The sequence below is a fragment of the Duganella sp. AC917 genome (assembly GCF_979258245.1).
Genome location: NZ_OZ409848.1, coordinates 5,700,469 through 5,719,923, shown reverse-complemented (window position 1 = coordinate 5,719,923; position 19,455 = coordinate 5,700,469). Strand labels below are relative to the sequence as shown.

Below are 19,455 nucleotides of genomic sequence, written 5' to 3'. Positions count from 1 at the left end.
GCTTAGCCCTTCTGTTTCGCGTTGTCCACGGTCGGGTCGGCCGGCTTGTCGGCACCGGCGATCCGCACCTTGCCGCCCGGCCGCAGGTTTTGCTTGCCGTCGACGACGATTTTCTCGGTGCCGCTCAATCCGGACACGGCGGCGTTGTCGCCAAAGGAATGCAGCCGCTTGATGTTGACCACCTTGGCGGACTGGTCGTTATCGACCGTGTACACGAAAGTGCCACGGGTGTTGCTGATGATAGCGTTTTGCGGGATCACCGTCGCGTCCTTGATCACGTGCGAGATCAGCTGGGCGTTGACGTACTGGCCCGGCCACAGGCTGCTGCCCTTGTTGTCGAACTGCGCCTTGACGCGGATGACGCCGGCCACCGGATCAACGGTGTTGTCGATGAAGCTCAGCGCGCCGTTGATTTCCTTGTCGGCCCCCCCCAACGTGACCTTGACCGGCACCTCGCCGCGCTGCTTGGACTCCAGCAGCGACGCCAGCGCCGACTCCGGCAACGTAAAAGCGACGTTGATCGGATCGAGCTGGGTGACGGTGGTCAGCGACGTTTCCAGCTGCACCAGGCTGCCCGGATAGACGTTGATGGCGCCGACCCGGCCCGTCATCGGCGCGCGGATCGTGGTATAGCTGGCGTCGACGCCCACCGCGCTGGCGGCGGCGATGTCGGCCTGCAGCAACGCACGGGCCGACTCGACCTGGCTCCTGAGCGTGTCGACGGCGCCCTGGGCGACGAACTTCTGTTCCAGCAGATCCATCGCGCGCTGGTACTGGCGCTCGGCGTCGGCCAAGGTGGCGCGGTCGCGCGCGACCTGGGCCTGCGCCTTTTGCACGTTGGCGCGCTGGCTGCGGTCGTCAAGCGAGAACATCAGGTCGCCCGATTTGACGTACTGGCCTTCCTTGATGTGGACCTTGGCGATGGTGCTGGTCGTTTGCGGATGCAGGTCGACGGTGCTGACCGGCGTGACGGTACCGTTCGCCTGCAGCACGACGGCGACATCCTGGCGCTTCGGCGCGACGACGCTGACCGTGGTCGGCCCCTGCGGCCCGTTGCCGTTCTTCGACTGGGCGCCGGCCGTTTGCGCCGCCCCGGAGTTGCCGTGGGTCGCGTACCAGATACCGCCGGCAAGGACCACGATGGCGCCCACCACATATGCTAACGAAGATTTTTTCATTTTTTTAAGCCAGGGTTTTACGAATGAGTGTAACGCTGAATTACTAAGCTGAATTACTACTGAACTGCTGCTGAACTGCCGGTGAGTTATTGCCTAGGTGCATCAAGGCGAAGCATTGTCGCATGGTTTGAGACCAAAAATCGCTCTGCTTCGATACTGTGTGTTGTTTTTGCCTGACGTGAAACGCCGCGCGGATCAGCGCACGGCGTAGTACTCCGGCACCACCAGGGTGACCTCCAGGCCGCCGTCGGCGTGGTTGGCCAACACCACGTTGGCGCCATGCTGCTCGGCGATGTTGCGGGCGATCGTCAAGCCCAGACCGGTGCCGCCGGACTCGCGCGATCGCGACGTTTCGATGCGGTAGAACGGTTCGAACACGCGCGCCATCTGGTCGTCCGGAATGCCGGGGCCGCCGTCGCGGATGCGGATGCGCGCAGCGCCCACCAAACGCTCGACGGTAACATTGGCGTGATGGCCATATTTGACGGCGTTGTCGATCAGGTTGACCAGGCAGCGGCGGATCGCCAGCGGCCGGCCCATCAGCGCCATGCCGGCTTTGCCATTCAACTCGACCGGCTGGCCGCTGTCGGTGGCGTCGCTGCAGACGCTGTCGAGCAGCGAATCCAGATCGAGCGCCTGCATGGTTTCGGTGGTGTCCATGCTGCGCGCCAGGTCCAGGCCTTCCTTGACCATTTGCTGCATCGCCGACAAGTCGTCGATCAGGCGCTGCTGCAAATCGGGGTTGTCGACCTTTTCCAGCCGCAGGCGCAGCCGCGTGAGCGGGGTTTGCAAGTCGTGGGTGATGGCGGCAAGCATTTGCGTGCGCTGCATGATGTGCTGGCGGATGCGCGCCTGCATCGCGTTGAAGGCGGCGCTGGCCTGGCGGATCTCGGCCGCGCCGCTGAGCACGACCGGTGGATGGTTGATATCGTTGCCCAGGTCCTTGGCGGCCTGCGCCAGCAGCTTGAGCGGGCGCATCGTCATGCGCGTGACCAGGTAGGCCAGCACCGCGACGCTGAACAGGAAAGGCAGTAGTGCCAGCATCTCGCTGTACTCGGTGGCCGGCTTCTCGGGCGGCGGCAGGATCGACAGCTTGAGCAGCGCGCCGTCGCGCAGGCGCACGCGCATCGCCTCGCAGGCGCCGCCCCATTGCGACGGCGCGAAGATGTAGCTTTGACGCGGCTGGTAGCAGGCGGCCGGGCGCTCGCGCAGCGGCATCAGCTGGATGCCCTGCCCGAGGCGCTGCTGCAGGCGGGTGGAGAACTCGGTCTGGCCGGTGGTCTCGGCCAGCGGCTCGTCGGGACGCTGCAGCAGGATGGTGCCGCGCGTGGCCATGCGCAGGTAAATGGCGCGCGACGGCTCCGGCAGCGCCTCGGCGGTCGTGATCAGTTGTTCGGCGCGCTCCATCGCGTGGAAATCGCGGTAGCGTTCGAACGCGCGGGTACGCTCGCCGACGGCCAGCCACTGGGTCAGCGCGGCCGAGGCGATGATGCCGAGCAGCAGGACGGTGAAGACCCGGCCGGTCATCGAGCCGAAGAAGGCTTTCAAGGGTGCGGTTCCACGGTGACCTGGCCGGCCAGCACGTAGCCGCCGTTGCGCACGGTCTTGATGATTTGCGGCACGCGCGCGTCCTCGCCCAGCTTTTGCCGCAGGCGGCTGATCTGGATGTCGATCGAACGGTCGAACGGGTCGGCGTCACGGCCCTGCGTCAGGTTCAGCAGCTGGTCGCGGTTGAGCACGCGGTTCGGATGTTCGAGGAACACCTTGAGCAGGCGGAACTCGGCGCCCGACAGCATGATGACGATGCCGTCCGGATTGAGCAGGTGGCGCGCGGTCAGGTCCAGCGTCCAGTTGGAAAAGCGCATCTGCTGCGCCTTGTCGGCGCCGCTGCCGCTGGGCATGGCGTTGCTGCGGCGCAGGACGCTGCGAATGCGCGCCAACAGCTCGCGCGGCTCGAACGGCTTGGGCAGGTAATCGTCGGCGCCCATCTCCAAGCCAAGGATCCGGTCGAGCGGCTCGCCGCGCGCGGTCAGCATGATCACCGGCAGGGTCGACTGCGCGCGCAGTTTGCGGCACAGGGTCAGGCCGTCGTCGCCGGGGAGGTTGAGGTCGAGCACGACCAGGTCGGGTTTGGCTTCGTCAAGCATCTTCCACATGGCCACGCCATCGGCGGCGCACAGCGCGCGGTAGCTGTTCGATTCGAGATAGTCGGCCAGCAGGGTACGGATGTCGCGATCGTCGTCAACGATCAGAATAGTAGATGTGGGTTCCATGCCTTAATTATCCTTAGTTCAGACGCGCCTGACCAATCACCAATTGTATCGTCTTGTATATGACTGCCAGGGGCAAGGGTCCGGCGTAACAGGGCGAAACATCTGGATACAAACACTATGACACGGGAAACGTCATGGCAATCTTCGGCTGCGAAGATGGGTTCAAGCGCGGCAACAAAACACCGCGATACCTCATGAATTACTGAACTACTCATCGATAAAGGAAATCACCATGAACATCCTTCGCAAAAGCATACTGATTGGTTTTACGGTGCTGGGCATGGCTGCCGCGCACGCCCAGGACACGGCGCCGGCCGCGGGTCCGGACCGCGCCGCCAACATGGAGCAGCGCCGCGCCAAGATGTCGGAGATGTACGCCAAGCGCCAGGCCAGGCTGCATGACCAGTTGAAGCTGACGACGCAGCAGGAATCGGCCTGGGCCAGTTATCAGGCGGCGATCAAGCCGTCGGCGCCAAGCGGGCCGCGTCCGCAGCGCGGCGAGTTCGCCAAGCTGTCGGCGCCTGAACGTCTGAGCAAGATGATCGAGATGACCAAGCAGCGCGAAGCAAAGATGGAGACGCACCTGACCGCGTTGACGGCGTTCTACGGCCAGCTGACGCCGGAGCAAAAGAAAGTATTTGACGAGCGCGGCATGGGCGGCAAGCGCGGCGGCCATGGCGAGCGCGGCGGCTGGCGCCATCACGGCTGATCTGGCGCGCCTCCCGGCGCCCGCCTCCCGGGGTCAAGTCTGTCATTCGGACACGGCCTGAACATTCGCCTCCCGCCTCCCGGGGTCAAGTCTGTCATTCGGACACGGCCTGAACATTCGCCTCCCGGGGTCAAGTCTGTCATTCGGACACGGCCTGAACATTAGGCGGTCTGGACCGGCTAAGCCCGTGTCCGAATGACAGACTTGACCCCCGCAGTTGTCATTCGGACACGGCCTGAACATTAGGCGGTCTGGCCCGGCTAAGCCCGTGTCCGAATGACAGACTTGACCCCCGCAGTTAGGCTAAGCCCGTGTCCGAATGACAGACTTGACCCCCGCAGTTATGGGAACGCGCGCGACAGCGACGCGTGGAACTTGTCGGCGTTCTGATACCCGATCACGCGCGAACCGGGAACCTCGCGCCCCTGGCCGTCGAACAGGATGATCCCCGGCGGGCCGAACAAGCCGAAGCGCTTTAGCATGGCCTTGTCGTCGGCGTCGTTGGCGGTCACATCCACTTGCAGCAGAACGGTGTTGGCGAGCTTGTCGCGCACCTTGGCATCGACGAAGGTCAGCTTCTCCATCTCCTTGCACGACACGCACCAGTCCGCATAGAAATCCAGCATGGCGGTCTTGCCGCCGGTTTGCGCCAGCACCGCGTCCAGCTGCGCCACGGTCTTGATGCGCTGGAATGCCAGCGGCGTATGCTGCGTGCCCGTCAAATGCGCCAGCGGCGCCAGCGGATCGCGTCCGCCGCTGACCACGCCGACCAGTTGCGTCAGCCCCAGCACCGCCACCACCACGCCCACCGTCTTGCCGACCCAGGCGCCGGAGTTGAGCACAAGATACATGCCGTAGCCGACCAGCAGCGCGGCCCAGCCCATCATCTGCACCGCCGCCGGCAGCACCGGCGACACCAGCCACCACGCCATCGCCAGCATCAGCACGCCAAAGAAGCGCTTGACCGAGTCCATCCATTTGCCGGCCTTGGGCAACAGAGCGCCGGCCGAGACGCCGACCAGGATCAGCGGCACGCTCATGCCGACCGCCATCGCGAACAACGCGGCGCCGCCGATGACAACGTCACGCGTCTGGCTGATGTAGACCAGCGCGGCGGCCAGCGGCGCGGCCACGCAAGGACCGACGATCAGCGCCGAGATCGCGCCCATGATGAACACGCCAGCCAGCTTGCCCGACGACTGGCGGTTGGAGACGCCGCTGAGCCGCGACTGCAGCGCGGCCGGCACTTGCAGGTCGTAGTAGCCGAACATCGACAGCGACAGGATCGCCATCATCACGGCAAAGGTGCCCAGCACCCAGGGGTTTTGCAAGGCGGCCGACAAGCCCTCGCCCGCCAGGCCGGCGGCCACGCCCAGCGCGGTGTACACGATGGCCATGCCCAACGCATACGTGACCGACAGCAGCAGGCCGCGTCCACGGTTGCTACGGTCGCCCTCGCCGACGATGATCGATGACAGGATGGGCACCATCGGCAGCACGCACGGCGTGAACGACAAGCCCAGGCCGAGCAAGGCGAACAATGGCAGGATGACCAGCAGGCTGCCGGTCTTGAGCGCGGCTTCCAGCTTGCCCGATTCGCCGACCGGCGCGGCAGCCACGGCGGGCGCCGCCGGCGCCGGTGGCACGATGTCCTCGGCGGTTGGCTTCGGAATGGTGTAAATGTTGACGCCGGGGCTGACGGCGGCCGGTTTGCCTTCCCCAACGGAGGCAGCAGCCGTGGTCGCCACAGACGTCGCCGCTGCCGCTGCCGCAGCCGGTTTTACGGCAGGCGTCGCCGCACCCTTGGCCCCCGGCGCGGCCGGGAGCGGCACCGAGCCGCTGCCTGTCAATTGCACCTTGTAATCTTGCGGCGAGTAGCACAGGCCTTTTTCCGAGCAACCCTGGCCGCTGACCAACAAGGTGAACGGGCCGTCGACATCGACCGGTATCGTGATCGTGACGTTCTGGCGATAGGTTTCGACATCCTTCTCGAAGGTGGCGTCGTAGTGGACCTTGCCGGCCGGGATCAAAGGCGTGCCGAGCCTGGCGCCGACAGCGCTGAATTTGAACGGTTCCCGGTACATGTAATAGCCGTCGGCAATCTGGAAGTTGACTGCGATCGTGTGGCCGTCGACCATGCGCGCGGAGAACTTGAACGCTTGCGCGGGATCGAGGAAGTCCTGGGCACGGGCGGGACCGGCCAGCAGCACGGCGATCAGGGACAACAGCGTGGCAAAAAAACGGGCAAAACGAGACATGAAAACCTTCTATCAGCGGGGGATGGTCGTTGAAGCAAGTGGGATAGTACACCGAGCTGTAGTTTCCCGCCCGCGCCCCGGGGCGGGTGGCAACGATTGCGCCGGCCGGAATGCGCCGGCCTCCCGGTTTTGTGCGAAACTCGGCTTTTACCTCTCTGGAGTTGCCGCCGATGTCTCCGTTACGCCCCTTGCTGTTTTCCGCCCTGGCGCTGGCCGCCGGCCCGACCCTGGCGCAGGCGCCCGACAAAGCGCTTGCCGCCGTGTCCGCCGACGATTTACTGATCCATATCAAGACTTTGGCGTCCGACGAGTTCGAGGGCCGCGCCCCGGGCTCCCCCGGCGAAGCGAAGACGGTGGCGTATCTGGAGCAGGAATTCAAGAAGCTCGGCCTGAAGCCCGGCAACCCGAACGGCAGCTGGGTGCAGCCTGTGCCAATGCGCGGCATGACGCCGACGCCGTCGTTCAGCTACACCATCGGCGGCAAGACCGTGGCGCTCAACTTCCCTGACGACTATGTCGCGCATTCGACCAGCCAGCCGGCCACGGTCAGCGTCGACAAGTCCGATATCGTGTTTGTCGGCTACGGCGTGCAGGCGCCCGAGTACGGCTGGGACGATTACAAGGGCGTCGATGTGCGCGGCAAGACCATCCTGATGCTGATCAACGATCCGGCCGTGCCCGACCCGAAGAATCCGGCCGAGCTCGACCCGTCCATGTTCAAGGGCAAGGCGATGACCTATTACGGCCGTTGGACCTATAAGTACGAAATCGCCGCCAAGCTGGGCGCTGCGGCGGCGATCATCATTCACGAGACCAAGCCGGCCGCTTATCCGTGGGACGTGGTGCGCAGCGGTGGAAACGGCGAGAACTTCAGTCTGCTGCGCGACGGCCCCGATCCGGACGCGCCGGCCGTGCCGGGATGGATACAACTGGACAAGGCGAAAGCGATGATGGCGGCCGCCGGCTACGATTTCGATACGCTCAAAAAGCAGGCGCTCACCAAAGGCTTCCGTCCGGTCACCCTGAAAGGCACGGCCAGCTTCAAGATCGACAATACGGCGCGCACCGTCAACTCGAACAACGTGGTGGCGATGATACCGGGCAGCGATCCCAAGCTGAAGGATGAATTCGTCATCTACAGCGCGCACTGGGACCACCTGGGCATCGACGAGCGGCTGCCGGGCGAGCGGACCAGGCAGATTTATCACGGCGCGCTCGACAACGCCTCCGGCGTGGCCGCGCTGATGGAGATCGCCAAGGCCTACAAGGCGCTGCCGCCGGGCCAGGCGCCAAAGCGTTCGATCCTGTTCCTGGCGACCACCGCCGAGGAGCGCGGCCTGTTGGGCGCTAAGTACTACGCCGCCAATCCGCTGTATCCGCTGAAGAAGACGGTCGCCAACATCAACATCGACGGCATCAACGCCTGGGGCAAGACGGCGCAGATCGAGAACGTGACGTCCGGCCATTCGAGCATCGACGCGCTGCTGGCCAAGTATGCCAAAACCCAGGGCCGGGTGATGGACGGCGATTCGCGTTCCGAACTGGGCAGCTTCTACCGCGCCGACCAGCTGGAGTTCGCCCGCGTGGGCGTGCCGGTGTTGTACACCAAGGCGCGCAGCCGCTATCTGGACAAGCCCGAGAACTACGCGCGCGAGAAGGTCGATTACTACTTCTCGAAGGACTACCACCAGGTGACCGACGATTTCCGTACCGATTGGGACTTCAGCGGCGGCGTGCAGGACATCCAGCTGCTGTTCCAGGTGGGACTGGACATCGCGCAAGGCGCCACGCCGACGTGGAACGCCGGATCGGAGTTCAAGGCGGCCGGCGACAAGCGTTTGAAATAGCGGACGCGCGGGCATAAAAAAAGCCAGGCTGAGCCTGGCTTTTTCTAGATCACTACAACAACAGCGAAGATTACTCTTCAGCGGTTGGTGCGGCGTCGATGTCGGTGACTTCTGGACGGTCCATCAGCTCAACGTAAGCCATTGGAGCGTTGTCGCCAACACGGAAACCCATTTTCAGGATGCGCAGGTAGCCGCCGTTGCGGTTTGCGTAACGTGGGCCCAGTTCTGCGAACAGCTTCAGAACCATTTCACGATCGCGCAGACGGGAGAATGCCAGACGCTTGTTTGCCAGGGTGTCGGTCTTGCCCAAGGTCAGGATCGGCTCGATCACGCGACGCAGTTCTTTCGCTTTTGGCAGCGTGGTTTTGATGGCTTCATGACGCAGCAGGGAAACGGTCATGTTGCGCAGCATTGCCAGACGGTGGGACGAGGTACGATTCAGTTTACGGAGGCCGTGACGGTGACGCATGGTACTTCCTTTCAGGTGTTTAAATCCGAGTTCTTCGATCGCTCACGTGTGACGGTGGGCGCGGACCGGTTCTAGGGATAACGCCCGGCACAACATGTGCCGGGCGGGTGATGCAAAATTTTAGTCAGTTGGTAACGGGGCAGAACATCGCTGCGCGATGTCCAGCACCGTCACCAAGTTGTTACTTCTCCAGCCCGGCAGGCGGCCAGTTTTCCAGCTTCATGCCCAGGGTCAGGCCACGGGAAGCCAGAACTTCCTTGATTTCGTTCAGGGACTTGCGGCCCAGGTTTGGCGTCTTGAGCAGTTCGTTTTCCGAACGCTGGATCAGGTCGCCGATGTAGTAGATGTTTTCCGCTTTCAGGCAGTTGGCCGAACGCACGGTCAGTTCCAGATCGTCCACTGGACGCAGCAGGATCGGATCGACCAGCGGCGCGCGCGATGGTGCTTCGGCGGCGGCTTCGGTGCCTTCCAGGGCGGCGAACACATTCAACTGGTCAACCAGGACGCGTGCCGATTGACGGATCGCTTCTTCCGGCGAGATGACGCCGTTGGTTTCGATGTTGATGATCAGCTTGTCCAGGTCGGTACGCTGTTCCACGCGAGCGGACTCGACGAAGTAGGAAACGCGGCGCACCGGCGAGAACGACGCATCCAGAATGATGCGGCCGATGGTTTTGTTGGTGTCTTCGGACAGGCGGCGAACGTTGCCCGGCACATAGCCGCGGCCTTTTTCAACCTTGATCTGCATGTCCAGTTTGCCGCCGGCGGTCAGGTGGGCGATCACGTGGTCCGGGTTGATCAGTTCCACGTCGTGTGGCAGATCGATGTCCGAGGCCAGGATGGCGCCTTCGCCTTCCTTTTTCAGGGTCAGGGTGACGGAGTCACGGTTGTGGACTTTAAAGACCACGCCCTTCAGGTTCAGCAGCAGGTCAACGACGTCTTCCTGCACGCCGTCGAGCGACGAGTATTCGTGTACAACGCCTGCGATCGTCACTTCGGTTGGCGCGTAGCCGACCATCGACGACAGCAGTACGCGACGCAACGCGTTACCCAATGTATGGCCATAGCCGCGTTCGAACGGCTCCATCACTACTTTAGCGTGGCCGGCGCCGAGCGCCTCTACATCGATAATACGTGGCTTCAACAGACTGTTTTGCATGTAAATGTCCTTTTCAATACCCTCGGCGCGTTAGGCCGATAAGGCTGATGGCATTAGTGAAAACGCCCACTCTCAATTGAGTGGGCGGGATGTTTGCTACGAACTACGATTAACGCGAGTACAGTTCGACGATCAGCGATTCGTTGACGTCGTTGGCGATCTCGTTACGCTCCGGCAGGGACTTGAAGGTGCCTTCCATTTTCTTGGCATCGACCGACACCCAGCTTGGCATGCCGACTTGTTCAGCCAGCGACAGCGCTTCAACGATACGCACTTGCTTCTTCGACTTTTCGCGCACGGCAACGACGTCGCCGATCTTGACCGCGTACGAAGCGATGTTGACCACTTGGCCGTTCACGGTGAACGCTTTGTGCGATACCAGCTGACGCGCTTCAGCGCGGGTCGAGCCGAAGCCCATGCGGTATGCAACGTTGTCCAGGCGGGTTTCCAGCAGCTTGAGCAGGGTTTCGCCGGTGTTACCCTTGCGACGGTCCGCTTCAGCGAAGTAGCGACGGAACTGACGTTCCAGCACGCCGTACATACGCTTGACTTTTTGCTTTTCGCGCAGTTGGTTGCCGTAGTCCGAGGTGCGGGCACCCGACTTGACGCCGTGCTGGCCTGGTTTGACGTCCAGTTTGCACTTGCTGTCGAGCGAGCGACGTGCGCTCTTCAGGAACAGGTCAGTACCTTCACGGCGGGAGAGTTTTGCTTTAGGTCCGATATAACGTGCCACGATGCTTCCTTTTTATAAATAATAACGCCCCAGCCACAGTCGGCATGAGCCGCGATGCGGTTAGGCGCTAGTCTGATCCTCAGGGTGGGCCAGACGGTGGCTTAAATACGAATAACCCGCCGAATGTCTTCGACAGGCGACAACAGCCGGGCAGTATAACCGTTTCCGGCTTTCTGCTCCAGCGATTTCTAACAGCCGGAAGGTGGCGAAGCGAACTTCGCCGCCGACCGCGCGATTAGATACGACGACGTTTTGGAGGACGGCAGCCGTTGTGTGGCACTGGGGTAACGTCCTGGATCTCGGTGATCTTGATGCCCAGGTTGTTCAGTGCGCGCACTGCGGATTCACGACCAGGACCTGGGCCCTTGATACGCACTTCCAGGTTCTTCACGCCGCATTCAACAGCGACTTTACCAGCCGCTTCAGCCGCAACCTGCGCTGCGAACGGGGTCGATTTACGCGAACCCTTGAAGCCAGCACCACCGGAGGTCGCCCACGACAGCGCATTGCCCTGACGGTCGGTGATGGTGATGATGGTGTTGTTGAAGGAAGCGTGAACGTGCGCGATACCTTCGGCGACGTTCTTCTTGACCTTCTTGCGTACGCGCGCTGCTGCTGCGCTGCTTTGTTGCTTAGCCATGTGATTTCCCTAGATTATTTCTTGAGCGATTGAGCGGCTTTGCGCGGGCCCTTGCGGGTACGTGCATTGGTGCGGGTACGCTGACCGCGGACCGGCAGGCCCTTACGGTGACGCATACCGCGGTAGCAACCCAGATCCATCAAACGCTTGATGTTCATGGACAGTTCGCGGCGCAGATCGCCTTCGACGATGAATTTAGCTACTTCATCGCGCAGCTTTTCCAGCTCGCTGTCGTCCAGATCCTTGACCTTTTTATCGGTCGCAATACCCGTCGCGGCGCAGATGAACTTTGCGCGTGGGCGGCCTACACCGTAGATGGCCGTCAGGCCGATAACGGTGTGCTGATGATTTGGGATATTAACCCCTGCAATACGTGCCATTCGTTATTCCTCGATAAATAACGGTTATTAACCTTGACGCTGCTTGTGACGCGGTTCGACGCAGATTACGCGAACGACGCCCTTGCGCTTGATGATCTTGCAGTTGCGGCAGATCCGCTTGACTGAGGCGTTAACTTTCATTTTGCTCTCTCTTTGGTTAGTTACTTGGTCCGGAACACAATGCGTGCTCGGCTCAGATCGTAAGGTGTCAGTTCGACCGTCACCTTGTCGCCAGGAAGAATGCGGATATAGTTCATCCGCATTTTACCCGAAATATGCCCGAGCACCACGTGTCCGTTTTCCAGCTTTACTCGAAATGTTGCATTGGGGAGATTTTCAAGAATCTCGCCCTGCATCTGTATGACGTCGTCTTTTGCCATTCGGTATGTTTACCGCGCTTATCGCGTCGGAATTCCGCCTTTGAAATTTGCTTTGCGCAGCAGCGATTCATATTGCTGCGACATCACGTAGTTTTGTACCTGGGCCATGAAATCCATGGTCACAACCACAATAATCAACAGAGAAGTACCCCCAAAATAGAACGGTACCTTCCACTCGGCTTGCATGAATTCCGGCAACAAACACACCAAAGTGATGTAGATGGCGCCAGCCAGTGTCAAACGTGTCAGGATCTTGTCGATGTAACGGGCAGTCTGCTCACCGGGACGTATCCCTGGCACAAAGGCCCCGCTTTTCTTCAAGTTATCCGCTGTTTCCTTGCTGTTGAAGACCAGCGCCGTATAGAAGAAACAGAAAAACACGATCGCAATGGCATACAACAGTGCGTGGATGGGCTCGCCTGGCCCCATCGATGCTGCCAAATCTTTCAGGAACCGGACGACAGGGTTGGCCGTATCGGCGCCCTGCGTGAACCAGCCCACGATCGTTGCCGGGAACAAGATAATCGACGAAGCGAAAATCGGTGGGATCACGCCGGCCATGTTCAACTTCAATGGCAGGTGCGACGTTTGTCCACCGTAAATCTTGTTACCCACCTGGCGCTTGGCGTAGTTCACCAGAATCTTGCGCTGGCCACGTTCGACAAACACCACGAAGAACGTCACCGCCACCACCAGTATCATGATGATGATTGCCGAGAACGCGCCGATCGACCCGTTGCTCACCGATGCGCCCAAACCGCCCAGCGCAGTCGGCAACCCGGCCGCGATACCGGCGAAGATGATGATCGAGATCCCGTTGCCCAGACCGCGCTCGGTGATCTGCTCGCCGAGCCACATCACGAACATGGTGCCGGTCAACAAGGTGACGACCGTCACGAAGCGGAATCCGTAGCCGGGATCGAGCACCAGACCAGGCTGGGACTCCAATGCCACGGCAATCGACAACGCCTGGAACAGCGCCAGCACGACCGTGAAATACCGGGTGTACTGGGTGATCTTGCGACGGCCCGATTCGCCTTCTTTCTTCAGCGCTTCCATCTGCGGCGACACGATCGACACCAGTTGCATGATGATCGAGGCCGAGATGTAAGGCGTGATACCCAGCGCAAAGACTGTGAAGCGCGCCAGAGCGCCACCGCTGAACATGTTCAACATGCCCAGGATGCCGCCCTCTTGCGACTTGAACAGCGCGGCCAATTGTACCGGATCGATCCCGGGAACCGGGATGTGAGCGCCGATACGATAAACCACCAATGCACCAAGCAAGAACCAGAGCCGGTTCCAAGGGAACCCGGCTGCCGCACTTTTAGCCAATTGTGGATTAGTCGCCAATTTTCGCTCCGATCAAGCTGTTAGCGGTCAACTCAGGCTACCGAGCCGCCGGCTGCTTCGATGGCCGCTTTCGCGCCAGCGGTCACTTTCAGGCCTTTGAGGTTCACCGCTTTGGTGATCTCGCCGGACAGAATGACGCGCACGTCGCGGGCCAGCACAGCCAGAACACCGGCTTGCTTGAGCACCAGGATGTCGACGTCGCCGACCGGCAGGTTGTTCAGGTCGGACAGGCGCACTTCAGCTTTGAAGGTGGCGTTGAGCGACTTGAAACCGCGCTTAGGCAGACGGCGTTGCAGAGGCATCTGACCGCCTTCGAAACCGACTTTGTGGAAGCCGCCCGAACGCGATTTTTGACCCTTGTGACCACGGCCCGAGGTTTTACCCAGACCGGAGCCGATACCGCGGCCGACGCGACGCTTGTAGTGCTTGGCGCCATCGGCTGGTTGAATGGTATTCAGTTCCATGATTTCTCCGTTTGTAAGCCCGGGGGCTTACGCAACTACTTTAACGAGGTACGATACTTTGTTGATCATGCCGCGCACGGATGGGGTGTCTTGCAGCTCGGAGACCGAGTTGACACGACGCAGGCCCAGACCGCGGACGGTGGCACGGTGGTCTTCACGCGTGCCGATCAAGCCCTTGACCAATTGTACTTTGACGGTTTTGGTTGTCATAACGTTCACCTTAGCCCAGGATTTCTTCTACCGACTTGCCGCGTTTCGCAGCAATTTCAGCAGGAGTACTCATTTTTGCCAGACCATCCAGCGTTGCACGGACCAGGTTGTACGGGTTGCTCGAGCCGGTGGATTTCGCCACGACGTCGGTCACGCCCATTACTTCGAAGATCGCGCGCATTGCGCCGCCAGCGATAACGCCGGTACCTGGTTTCGCAGGCGACATCATCACTTTCGATGCGCCGTGACGGCCGGTAACGGTGTGCTGCAGGGTGCCGTTTTTCAGGTTGACCTTGATCAGGTTGCGACGGGCTTCTTCCATTGCCTTCTGCACACCAACCGGGACTTCCTTCGACTTGCCCTTGCCCATGCCGATGCGGCCATCGCCGTCACCAACCACGGTCAGCGCGGCGAAACCCATGATACGACCACCCTTGACCACTTTGGTCACGCGGTTGATCGCGATCATTTTTTCGCGCATGCCGTCATCCGGCTTGTCGCTTGCCATTTTTGCTTGCATTTTTGCCATGATCGTTCCTTAGAACTTCAGACCGGCTTCACGCGCGGCTTCTGCCAGCGCCTTCACACGGCCGTGGTAACGGAAACCGGAGCGGTCGAACGCGACTTCGGTAATCCCTGCTTTCAGTGCTTTTTCTGCGACGCGCTTGCCGACGATCGCGGCAGCGGCAGCGTTGCCGCCCTTGCCCGATTTGCCAGCCAGTTCGTTGCGCACTTCGACTTCTGCCGTGGAGGCCGATACCAGAATTTTGGCATCCGGCGAGATCAGGTTCGCGTAGATATGCAGGTTAGTGCGGTGTACCGACAGGCGGTTCACTTTCTGTTGCGCGATCTTGATCCGGGTTTGGCGTCCGCGGCGCAGACGTGATTCTTTCTTGTCCATCGTCAGCCCCTAGTTACTTCTTCTTGGTTTCTTTGATCTTAACCACTTCGTCCGCATAGCGAACACCCTTGCCTTTATAAGGCTCTGGGGAGCGGTAAGCGCGAACTTCAGCAGCCACTTGGCCCACTTGCTGACGGTCGATCCCTTTGATGATGATCTCCGTTGGCGTTGCGGTAGCGCAGGTGACGCCGGCTGGCATCGAGTGCACGACAGGGTGCGAGAAGCCCAGCGACAGATTGAGCTTGTCGCCTTGCGCTTGCGCCTTGTAACCCACACCGACCAGGTTCAGCTTTTTCTCGAAACCCTTGGTGACGCCGGTGACCATGTTGTTGACCAGGGCGCGCAGCGTGCCGGACATGGCATTGGCTTCGCGGCTGTCATCGGCCGGGACGAAATTGAGGGTTCCTTCTTTGTTTTCCACTTTGACCTGGCCGTTGAGGACCTGGGTCAAGACGCCCAGCGGGCCCTTGACAGTGATCGCCTGTGCGGAGATGGCGACATCAGCGCCAGCTGGCACAGCGATTGGCATTTTAGCTACACGAGACATGTCTAACTCCTTATGCGACGTAGCAAATAACTTCGCCGCCGACACCGGTAGCGCGTGCTTTGCGGTCCGTCATGACGCCTTGCGGAGTCGACACGATCGCCACACCCAAGCCATTCATCACAGTAGGGATCTCGTCCTTGCCCTTGTAGACGCGCAGGCCCGGACGGGACACGCGCTCAAGGCGCTCGATGACGGGACGGCCAACATAATACTTCAAACCGATTTTCAGTTCCGCTTTGCCACCAGCTTCGGCAACAGCGAAATCTTCAATGTAACCCTCGTCCTTGAGGACGTTGGCAATCGCAATTTTGACTTTCGACGATGGCATGGCCACGGTCGTTTTTTGCACGCCCTGGGCGTTACGAATGCGGGTCAGCATATCGGCGATAGGATCGCTCATACTCATTGCATATTCTCCTATTACCAGCTTGCTTTAGTCATACCCGGAATCTCACCACGCATGGCGAATTCACGGAGCTTGATACGGCCCAGACCGAACTTACGGAAAGTGCCACGTGGACGACCGGTGATGGCGCAGCGGTTACGCTGGCGGGTCGGTGCCGAGTTACGTGGCAGCGTCTGCAATTTCAGACGCGCTTCGTAACGTTCTTCTTCCGACTTCGACTGGTCGTTAATGATGGCCTTCAGCGCGGCGCGTTTCGGGGCAAACTTGTTTGCCAGGTCGACGCGTTTTTGCTCACGGTTAATCAGTGCGAGTTTTGCCATGATCTTCTTAGTTCCTGAACGGGAATTTAAAGGCGGCGAGCAGAGCTTTCGCTTCGTCGTCGGTCTTGGCGGTGGTGGTGATCGAAATGTTCATACCACGCAGCGCATCGATCTTGTCGTACTCGATCTCAGGGAAGATGATCTGCTCTTTAACACCGATGTTATAGTTGCCGCGGCCGTCGAACGAACGACCATTGACACCACGGAAATCGCGCACGCGCGGCAGGGCCACGGTAATGAAACGATCGAGGAACTCGTACATGCGAGCGCCACGCAGGGTGACCATGGTACCGATCGGGTAGCCTTCACGGATTTTGAAACCCGCGATAGCTTTGCGCGACTTGGTCGTCACTGGCTTTTGGCCAGCGATCTTGGTCAGGTCGCCGACGGCGTGTTCGAGGACTTTCTTGTCCGCGATGGCCTCACCAACACCCATGTTCAGGGTGATCTTGGTCAGGCGTGGAACTTCCATCACCGACTTGTAACCGAATTTCGCGGTCAGGTCGGCGACGACTTTATCTTTATAGAATTCTTGGAGACGTGCCATGATTTCTTAAGCCTTCACTACTTCGCCGGACGATTTGAAGACGCGGACTTTTTTGCCATCCACTTCTTTGAAACCGACACGGTCTGCCTTGCCACTAGCTGCATTGAACAATGCAACGTTGGACACGTGAATCGGCATAGTCTTGTCGACGATACCACCTTGTACGCCAGTCATTGGGTTAGGCTTGGTCGCTTTTTTAGCGACGTTGACGCCTTCAACCACGACATGCTCCGCATCTACACGACGCGAAACGACGCCACGTTTGCCCTTGTCTTTCCCGGTCAGAACGATGACTTCGTCGTTTTTACGAATCTTATCCATTACGACTCCTTACAGGACTTCCGGTGCCAGGGACACGATCTTCATGAACTTTTCAGTGCGCAGCTCGCGCGTCACTGGTCCAAAAATACGGGTACCGATCGGTTCCAGCTTGGCGTTCAACAGAACGGCGGCATTGCCGTCGAACTTCACCAGGGAACCGTCTTGGCGGCGAACACCTTTAGCGGTGCGCACAACCACGGCGTTATAAATTTCACCTTTTTTGACACGGCCACGTGGCGCGGCGACTTTGACAGTCACTTTGATCACATCGCCAATGCCAGCATAACGGCGCTTGGAACCGCCCAATACCTTGATGCACATTACTTCTTTGGCACCGGTATTGTCGGCCACTTCGAGCCGGCTTTCAGTTTGAATCATAGTATTCTCTTTCCCAACTTAAGCCGAAGAATCCACACAATGCGGACCTGCGGTCAGTCTTGGTCCCGCCAGCGCGCCCATGCAGGGCGTGATGTTTGGGTGCTTGACCTTCGTACTGCGACCGACCGCACGGTTCTGCGTCTGTGGCCAGACACTTTGCGGCGTTACATGAACGAAGCCCGCAAGTATATAACACAACTCGCGGGCTTGCAAGAACTAATTAAAAACACCGCCCCCGGCCCGTGAAGACCGGAGGCGGCAATTTCAATTAAACGATTTGCGCGGCTTGCACCACGCGCGTCACGGTCCATGCCTTCGTTTTGGAGATCGGACGACCTTCCACGATTTCCACCGTGTCACCGGTTTTCACCTGGTTGGTCTCGTCATGCGCGTGATACTTGTTCGAGCGCATGATGATCTTGCCGTACAAAGGATGCTTGACGTGACGTTCGATCAGAACGGTAACGGTTTTGTCCATTTTGTCGGACACCACTTTACCGACCAGCGTGCGCTTGAGCGGCTTGTTCACTGTTTCGGTCATTTGGCTTCCTTGGTGTTCATTACCGTTTTTACACGTGCGATGTCGCGACGTACCTTCTTGAGCTGCGAAGTGTTGCTCAGCTGCTGCGTCGCGATTTGCATGCGCAGGCCGAACTGGGCCTTCAACAGGTCAGTCAGCTCTTTTTGCAGAGCTACCTGGTCTTTGCCGCGGAGTTCAGATGCTTTCATATTTCACTCCTGTTATTGGCCGACTTGGCGGACCACGAAGGTGGTCGCCAGCGGCAGTTTGGCAGCGGCCAGGCGGAATGCTTCGCGCGCCAGTACTTCATCCACGCCGTCCATTTCGTACAGGACTTTGCCCGGACGGATTTCAGCGACGTAGTACTCTGGATTACCCTTACCGTTACCCATACGAACTTCGGCTGGCTTGTTCGAAATCGGCTTGTCCGGGAAGATGCGGATCCAGATACGGCCGCCACGTTTGATGTGACGGGTCATGGCGCGACGAGCGGCTTCGATCTGGCGTGCCGTGATACGACCACGGGCAACGGCTTTCAGACCGAATTCACCGAACGACACCGAAGTGCCGGTGCCATGCGAAATGCCGGTGTTACGGCCTTTCTGCTCTTTACGATACTTCCTGCGTGCTGGTTGCAGCATGATTATTCTCCTGCTTTCTCGGCCGGCTTGGCGGCGGCGGCGCTACGAACGCGCGCTGCGCCTGGGGCGGCTGGTTTAGCACCGGCGCCGGCGCCGGCTGGACGCGGACGGCCAGCTGGTTTGCCGTCGTCACGACGTGGGCCACGTGGCTTTTTCTCGTCCGGCGGGGTATCGATGACTGGTGCGTCGCCGTTTGGCGCGCGGTCGCCCTTGTAGACCCACACCTTGACACCGATGATGCCGTAGGTGGTTGCCGCTTCGCTGGTGCCGTAGTCGATGTCGGCGCGCAGGGTGTGCAGTGGCACACGACCTTCGCGGTACCACTCTTTACGAGCGATTTCGATACCGTTCAGACGACCCGACGACATGATCTTGATGCCCAGGGCACCCAGACGCATGGCGTTTTGCATGGCGCGTTTCATCGCGCGACGGAACATGATGCGCTTTTCCAGCTGCTGGGCGATCGAATCGGCGATCAGCTGCGAGTCGATTTCCGGCTTGCGGATTTCTTCGATGTTCACGTGGACAGGCACGCCCATGATCTTGGTCAGCGCCGACTTCAGTACTTCGATGTCTTCGCCTTTTTTACCAATGACCACGCCCGGACGCGAGCTGTAGATCGTGAAGCGCGCGTTCTTGGCTGGACGCTCGATGACGATGCGGCCGACCGAAGCGTTCTTCAGCTTGGTCTTCAGGTAGGCGCGCGCCTTCAAGTCTTCGTTCAGCATCGAAGCGAAGTTGCTGTTGCCAGCATACCAACGCGAGGCCCAGTTACGGGTAACCGACAGGCGGAAGCCGGTTGGGTGGATTTTTTGACCCAT

General features: G+C 60.1%; 28 protein-coding genes. 2 read left to right on the top strand and 26 right to left on the bottom strand.

Annotated features, from left to right (window positions below; genetic code table 11):
• Positions 1-2: 2 nt before the first annotated feature.
• The 3 genes from ACZ0BA_RS25085 to ACZ0BA_RS25075 form a co-directional block, all read right to left on the bottom strand.
• Entirely contained in the window at positions 3-1,178 is a 1,176-nt protein-coding gene (locus ACZ0BA_RS25085) for an efflux RND transporter periplasmic adaptor subunit (RefSeq protein ID WP_463453826.1), read from the bottom strand.
• Between the two features lie 195 nt (positions 1,179-1,373).
• Positions 1,374-2,726, bottom strand: coding sequence for an ATP-binding protein (locus ACZ0BA_RS25080; protein WP_463453825.1), 1,353 nt, complete (start codon positions 2,724-2,726; stop codon positions 1,374-1,376).
• A complete protein-coding gene (locus tag ACZ0BA_RS25075) occupies positions 2,723-3,451 on the bottom strand; it encodes a response regulator (protein WP_463453824.1) in 729 nt (242 codons plus the stop codon). The genes ACZ0BA_RS25080 and ACZ0BA_RS25075 overlap by 4 nt, the downstream gene beginning before the upstream one ends.
• A 232-nt stretch (positions 3,452-3,683) precedes the next feature.
• On the opposite strand from ACZ0BA_RS25075, the gene ACZ0BA_RS25070 reads away from it, so the two are divergent.
• Complete coding sequence (locus ACZ0BA_RS25070; protein WP_463453823.1) at positions 3,684-4,160, top strand: Spy/CpxP family protein refolding chaperone; 477 nt, start codon at positions 3,684-3,686, stop codon at positions 4,158-4,160.
• 341 nt (positions 4,161-4,501) lie between these two features.
• Here ACZ0BA_RS25070 and dsbD read toward each other — a convergent pair whose 3' ends face one another.
• Positions 4,502-6,418, bottom strand: coding sequence for a protein-disulfide reductase DsbD (gene dsbD, locus ACZ0BA_RS25065; RefSeq protein WP_463453822.1), 1,917 nt, complete (start codon positions 6,416-6,418; stop codon positions 4,502-4,504).
• A 170-nt stretch (positions 6,419-6,588) separates the two neighbouring features.
• Here dsbD and ACZ0BA_RS25060 point away from each other — a divergent pair, with 170 nt between their 5' ends.
• A complete protein-coding gene (locus ACZ0BA_RS25060) occupies positions 6,589-8,265 on the top strand; it encodes a M28 family peptidase (RefSeq protein ID WP_463453821.1) in 1,677 nt (558 codons plus the stop codon).
• A 70-nt stretch (positions 8,266-8,335) separates the two neighbouring features.
• On the opposite strand, the gene rplQ is transcribed toward ACZ0BA_RS25060, so the two are convergent.
• The 22 genes from rplQ to rpsC form a co-directional block, all read right to left on the bottom strand.
• Positions 8,336-8,734 carry a 50S ribosomal protein L17 gene (gene rplQ, locus ACZ0BA_RS25055; protein WP_090325907.1) on the bottom strand — a complete coding sequence of 133 codons (399 nt, stop codon included), beginning with the start codon at positions 8,732-8,734 and terminating at the stop codon, positions 8,336-8,338.
• A gap of 181 nt (positions 8,735-8,915) precedes the next feature.
• Entirely contained in the window at positions 8,916-9,893 is a 978-nt protein-coding gene (locus ACZ0BA_RS25050; RefSeq protein WP_008444343.1) for a DNA-directed RNA polymerase subunit alpha, read from the bottom strand.
• 109 nt (positions 9,894-10,002) lie between these two features.
• Positions 10,003-10,626 carry a 30S ribosomal protein S4 gene (gene rpsD / locus ACZ0BA_RS25045; RefSeq protein WP_363503864.1) on the bottom strand — a complete coding sequence of 208 codons (624 nt, stop codon included), beginning with the start codon at positions 10,624-10,626 and terminating at the stop codon, positions 10,003-10,005.
• A 235-nt stretch (positions 10,627-10,861) separates the two neighbouring features.
• Positions 10,862-11,266 carry a 30S ribosomal protein S11 gene (gene rpsK / locus ACZ0BA_RS25040; RefSeq protein WP_008444339.1) on the bottom strand — a complete coding sequence of 135 codons (405 nt, stop codon included), beginning with the start codon at positions 11,264-11,266 and terminating at the stop codon, positions 10,862-10,864.
• Positions 11,267-11,280: 14 nt separating this feature from the next.
• The gene (rpsM, locus tag ACZ0BA_RS25035) at positions 11,281-11,646 is read right to left on the bottom strand and encodes a 30S ribosomal protein S13 (RefSeq protein ID WP_019923475.1); all 366 of its coding nucleotides are present in this window, start codon (positions 11,644-11,646) and stop codon (positions 11,281-11,283) included.
• 27 nt (positions 11,647-11,673) lie between these two features.
• Complete coding sequence (gene rpmJ / locus ACZ0BA_RS25030) at positions 11,674-11,787, bottom strand: 50S ribosomal protein L36 (protein ID WP_005663407.1); 114 nt, start codon at positions 11,785-11,787, stop codon at positions 11,674-11,676.
• A 20-nt stretch (positions 11,788-11,807) separates the two neighbouring features.
• The gene (gene infA, locus ACZ0BA_RS25025; protein WP_005663428.1) at positions 11,808-12,026 is read right to left on the bottom strand and encodes a translation initiation factor IF-1; all 219 of its coding nucleotides are present in this window, start codon (positions 12,024-12,026) and stop codon (positions 11,808-11,810) included.
• Between the two features lie 18 nt (positions 12,027-12,044).
• Positions 12,045-13,379 carry a preprotein translocase subunit SecY gene (secY, locus tag ACZ0BA_RS25020; RefSeq protein WP_463453820.1) on the bottom strand — a complete coding sequence of 445 codons (1,335 nt, stop codon included), beginning with the start codon at positions 13,377-13,379 and terminating at the stop codon, positions 12,045-12,047.
• Between the two features lie 32 nt (positions 13,380-13,411).
• Positions 13,412-13,843: a 50S ribosomal protein L15 gene (gene rplO / locus ACZ0BA_RS25015; RefSeq protein WP_090325894.1), complete on the bottom strand. Its 432-nt coding sequence runs from the start codon at positions 13,841-13,843 to the stop codon at positions 13,412-13,414.
• Between the two features lie 27 nt (positions 13,844-13,870).
• On the bottom strand, positions 13,871-14,053 hold the full coding sequence (rpmD, locus tag ACZ0BA_RS25010) for a 50S ribosomal protein L30 (protein WP_090325890.1): 183 nt from the start codon (positions 14,051-14,053) through the stop codon (positions 13,871-13,873).
• A gap of 10 nt (positions 14,054-14,063) precedes the next feature.
• Positions 14,064-14,582, bottom strand: coding sequence for a 30S ribosomal protein S5 (rpsE, locus tag ACZ0BA_RS25005; RefSeq protein ID WP_026334874.1), 519 nt, complete (start codon positions 14,580-14,582; stop codon positions 14,064-14,066).
• 9 nt (positions 14,583-14,591) lie between these two features.
• On the bottom strand, positions 14,592-14,954 hold the full coding sequence (rplR, locus tag ACZ0BA_RS25000; protein ID WP_020704378.1) for a 50S ribosomal protein L18: 363 nt from the start codon (positions 14,952-14,954) through the stop codon (positions 14,592-14,594).
• Positions 14,955-14,967: 13 nt separating this feature from the next.
• Positions 14,968-15,501: a 50S ribosomal protein L6 gene (rplF, locus tag ACZ0BA_RS24995; RefSeq protein ID WP_090325882.1), complete on the bottom strand. Its 534-nt coding sequence runs from the start codon at positions 15,499-15,501 to the stop codon at positions 14,968-14,970.
• A gap of 10 nt (positions 15,502-15,511) precedes the next feature.
• On the bottom strand, positions 15,512-15,907 hold the full coding sequence (gene rpsH / locus ACZ0BA_RS24990; RefSeq protein ID WP_008444325.1) for a 30S ribosomal protein S8: 396 nt from the start codon (positions 15,905-15,907) through the stop codon (positions 15,512-15,514).
• 14 nt (positions 15,908-15,921) lie between these two features.
• The gene (gene rpsN / locus ACZ0BA_RS24985) at positions 15,922-16,227 is read right to left on the bottom strand and encodes a 30S ribosomal protein S14 (protein ID WP_463453819.1); all 306 of its coding nucleotides are present in this window, start codon (positions 16,225-16,227) and stop codon (positions 15,922-15,924) included.
• 7 nt (positions 16,228-16,234) lie between these two features.
• Positions 16,235-16,774 carry a 50S ribosomal protein L5 gene (gene rplE / locus ACZ0BA_RS24980; RefSeq protein ID WP_090325878.1) on the bottom strand — a complete coding sequence of 180 codons (540 nt, stop codon included), beginning with the start codon at positions 16,772-16,774 and terminating at the stop codon, positions 16,235-16,237.
• Positions 16,775-16,780: 6 nt separating this feature from the next.
• On the bottom strand, positions 16,781-17,095 hold the full coding sequence (gene rplX / locus ACZ0BA_RS24975; protein WP_209723690.1) for a 50S ribosomal protein L24: 315 nt from the start codon (positions 17,093-17,095) through the stop codon (positions 16,781-16,783).
• A gap of 9 nt (positions 17,096-17,104) precedes the next feature.
• Complete coding sequence (gene rplN, locus ACZ0BA_RS24970) at positions 17,105-17,473, bottom strand: 50S ribosomal protein L14 (protein ID WP_008444317.1); 369 nt, start codon at positions 17,471-17,473, stop codon at positions 17,105-17,107.
• A gap of 268 nt (positions 17,474-17,741) precedes the next feature.
• The gene (gene rpsQ, locus ACZ0BA_RS24965; RefSeq protein WP_090325872.1) at positions 17,742-18,014 is read right to left on the bottom strand and encodes a 30S ribosomal protein S17; all 273 of its coding nucleotides are present in this window, start codon (positions 18,012-18,014) and stop codon (positions 17,742-17,744) included.
• The gene (gene rpmC, locus ACZ0BA_RS24960) at positions 18,011-18,202 is read right to left on the bottom strand and encodes a 50S ribosomal protein L29 (RefSeq protein WP_090325867.1); all 192 of its coding nucleotides are present in this window, start codon (positions 18,200-18,202) and stop codon (positions 18,011-18,013) included. Before rpmC ends, rpsQ begins: the two co-directional genes overlap by 4 nt.
• 12 nt (positions 18,203-18,214) lie before the next feature.
• Positions 18,215-18,634: a 50S ribosomal protein L16 gene (rplP, locus tag ACZ0BA_RS24955; protein WP_020704376.1), complete on the bottom strand. Its 420-nt coding sequence runs from the start codon at positions 18,632-18,634 to the stop codon at positions 18,215-18,217.
• Positions 18,635-18,636: 2 nt separating this feature from the next.
• Entirely contained in the window at positions 18,637-19,455 is an 819-nt protein-coding gene (gene rpsC, locus ACZ0BA_RS24950; protein ID WP_463453818.1) for a 30S ribosomal protein S3, read from the bottom strand.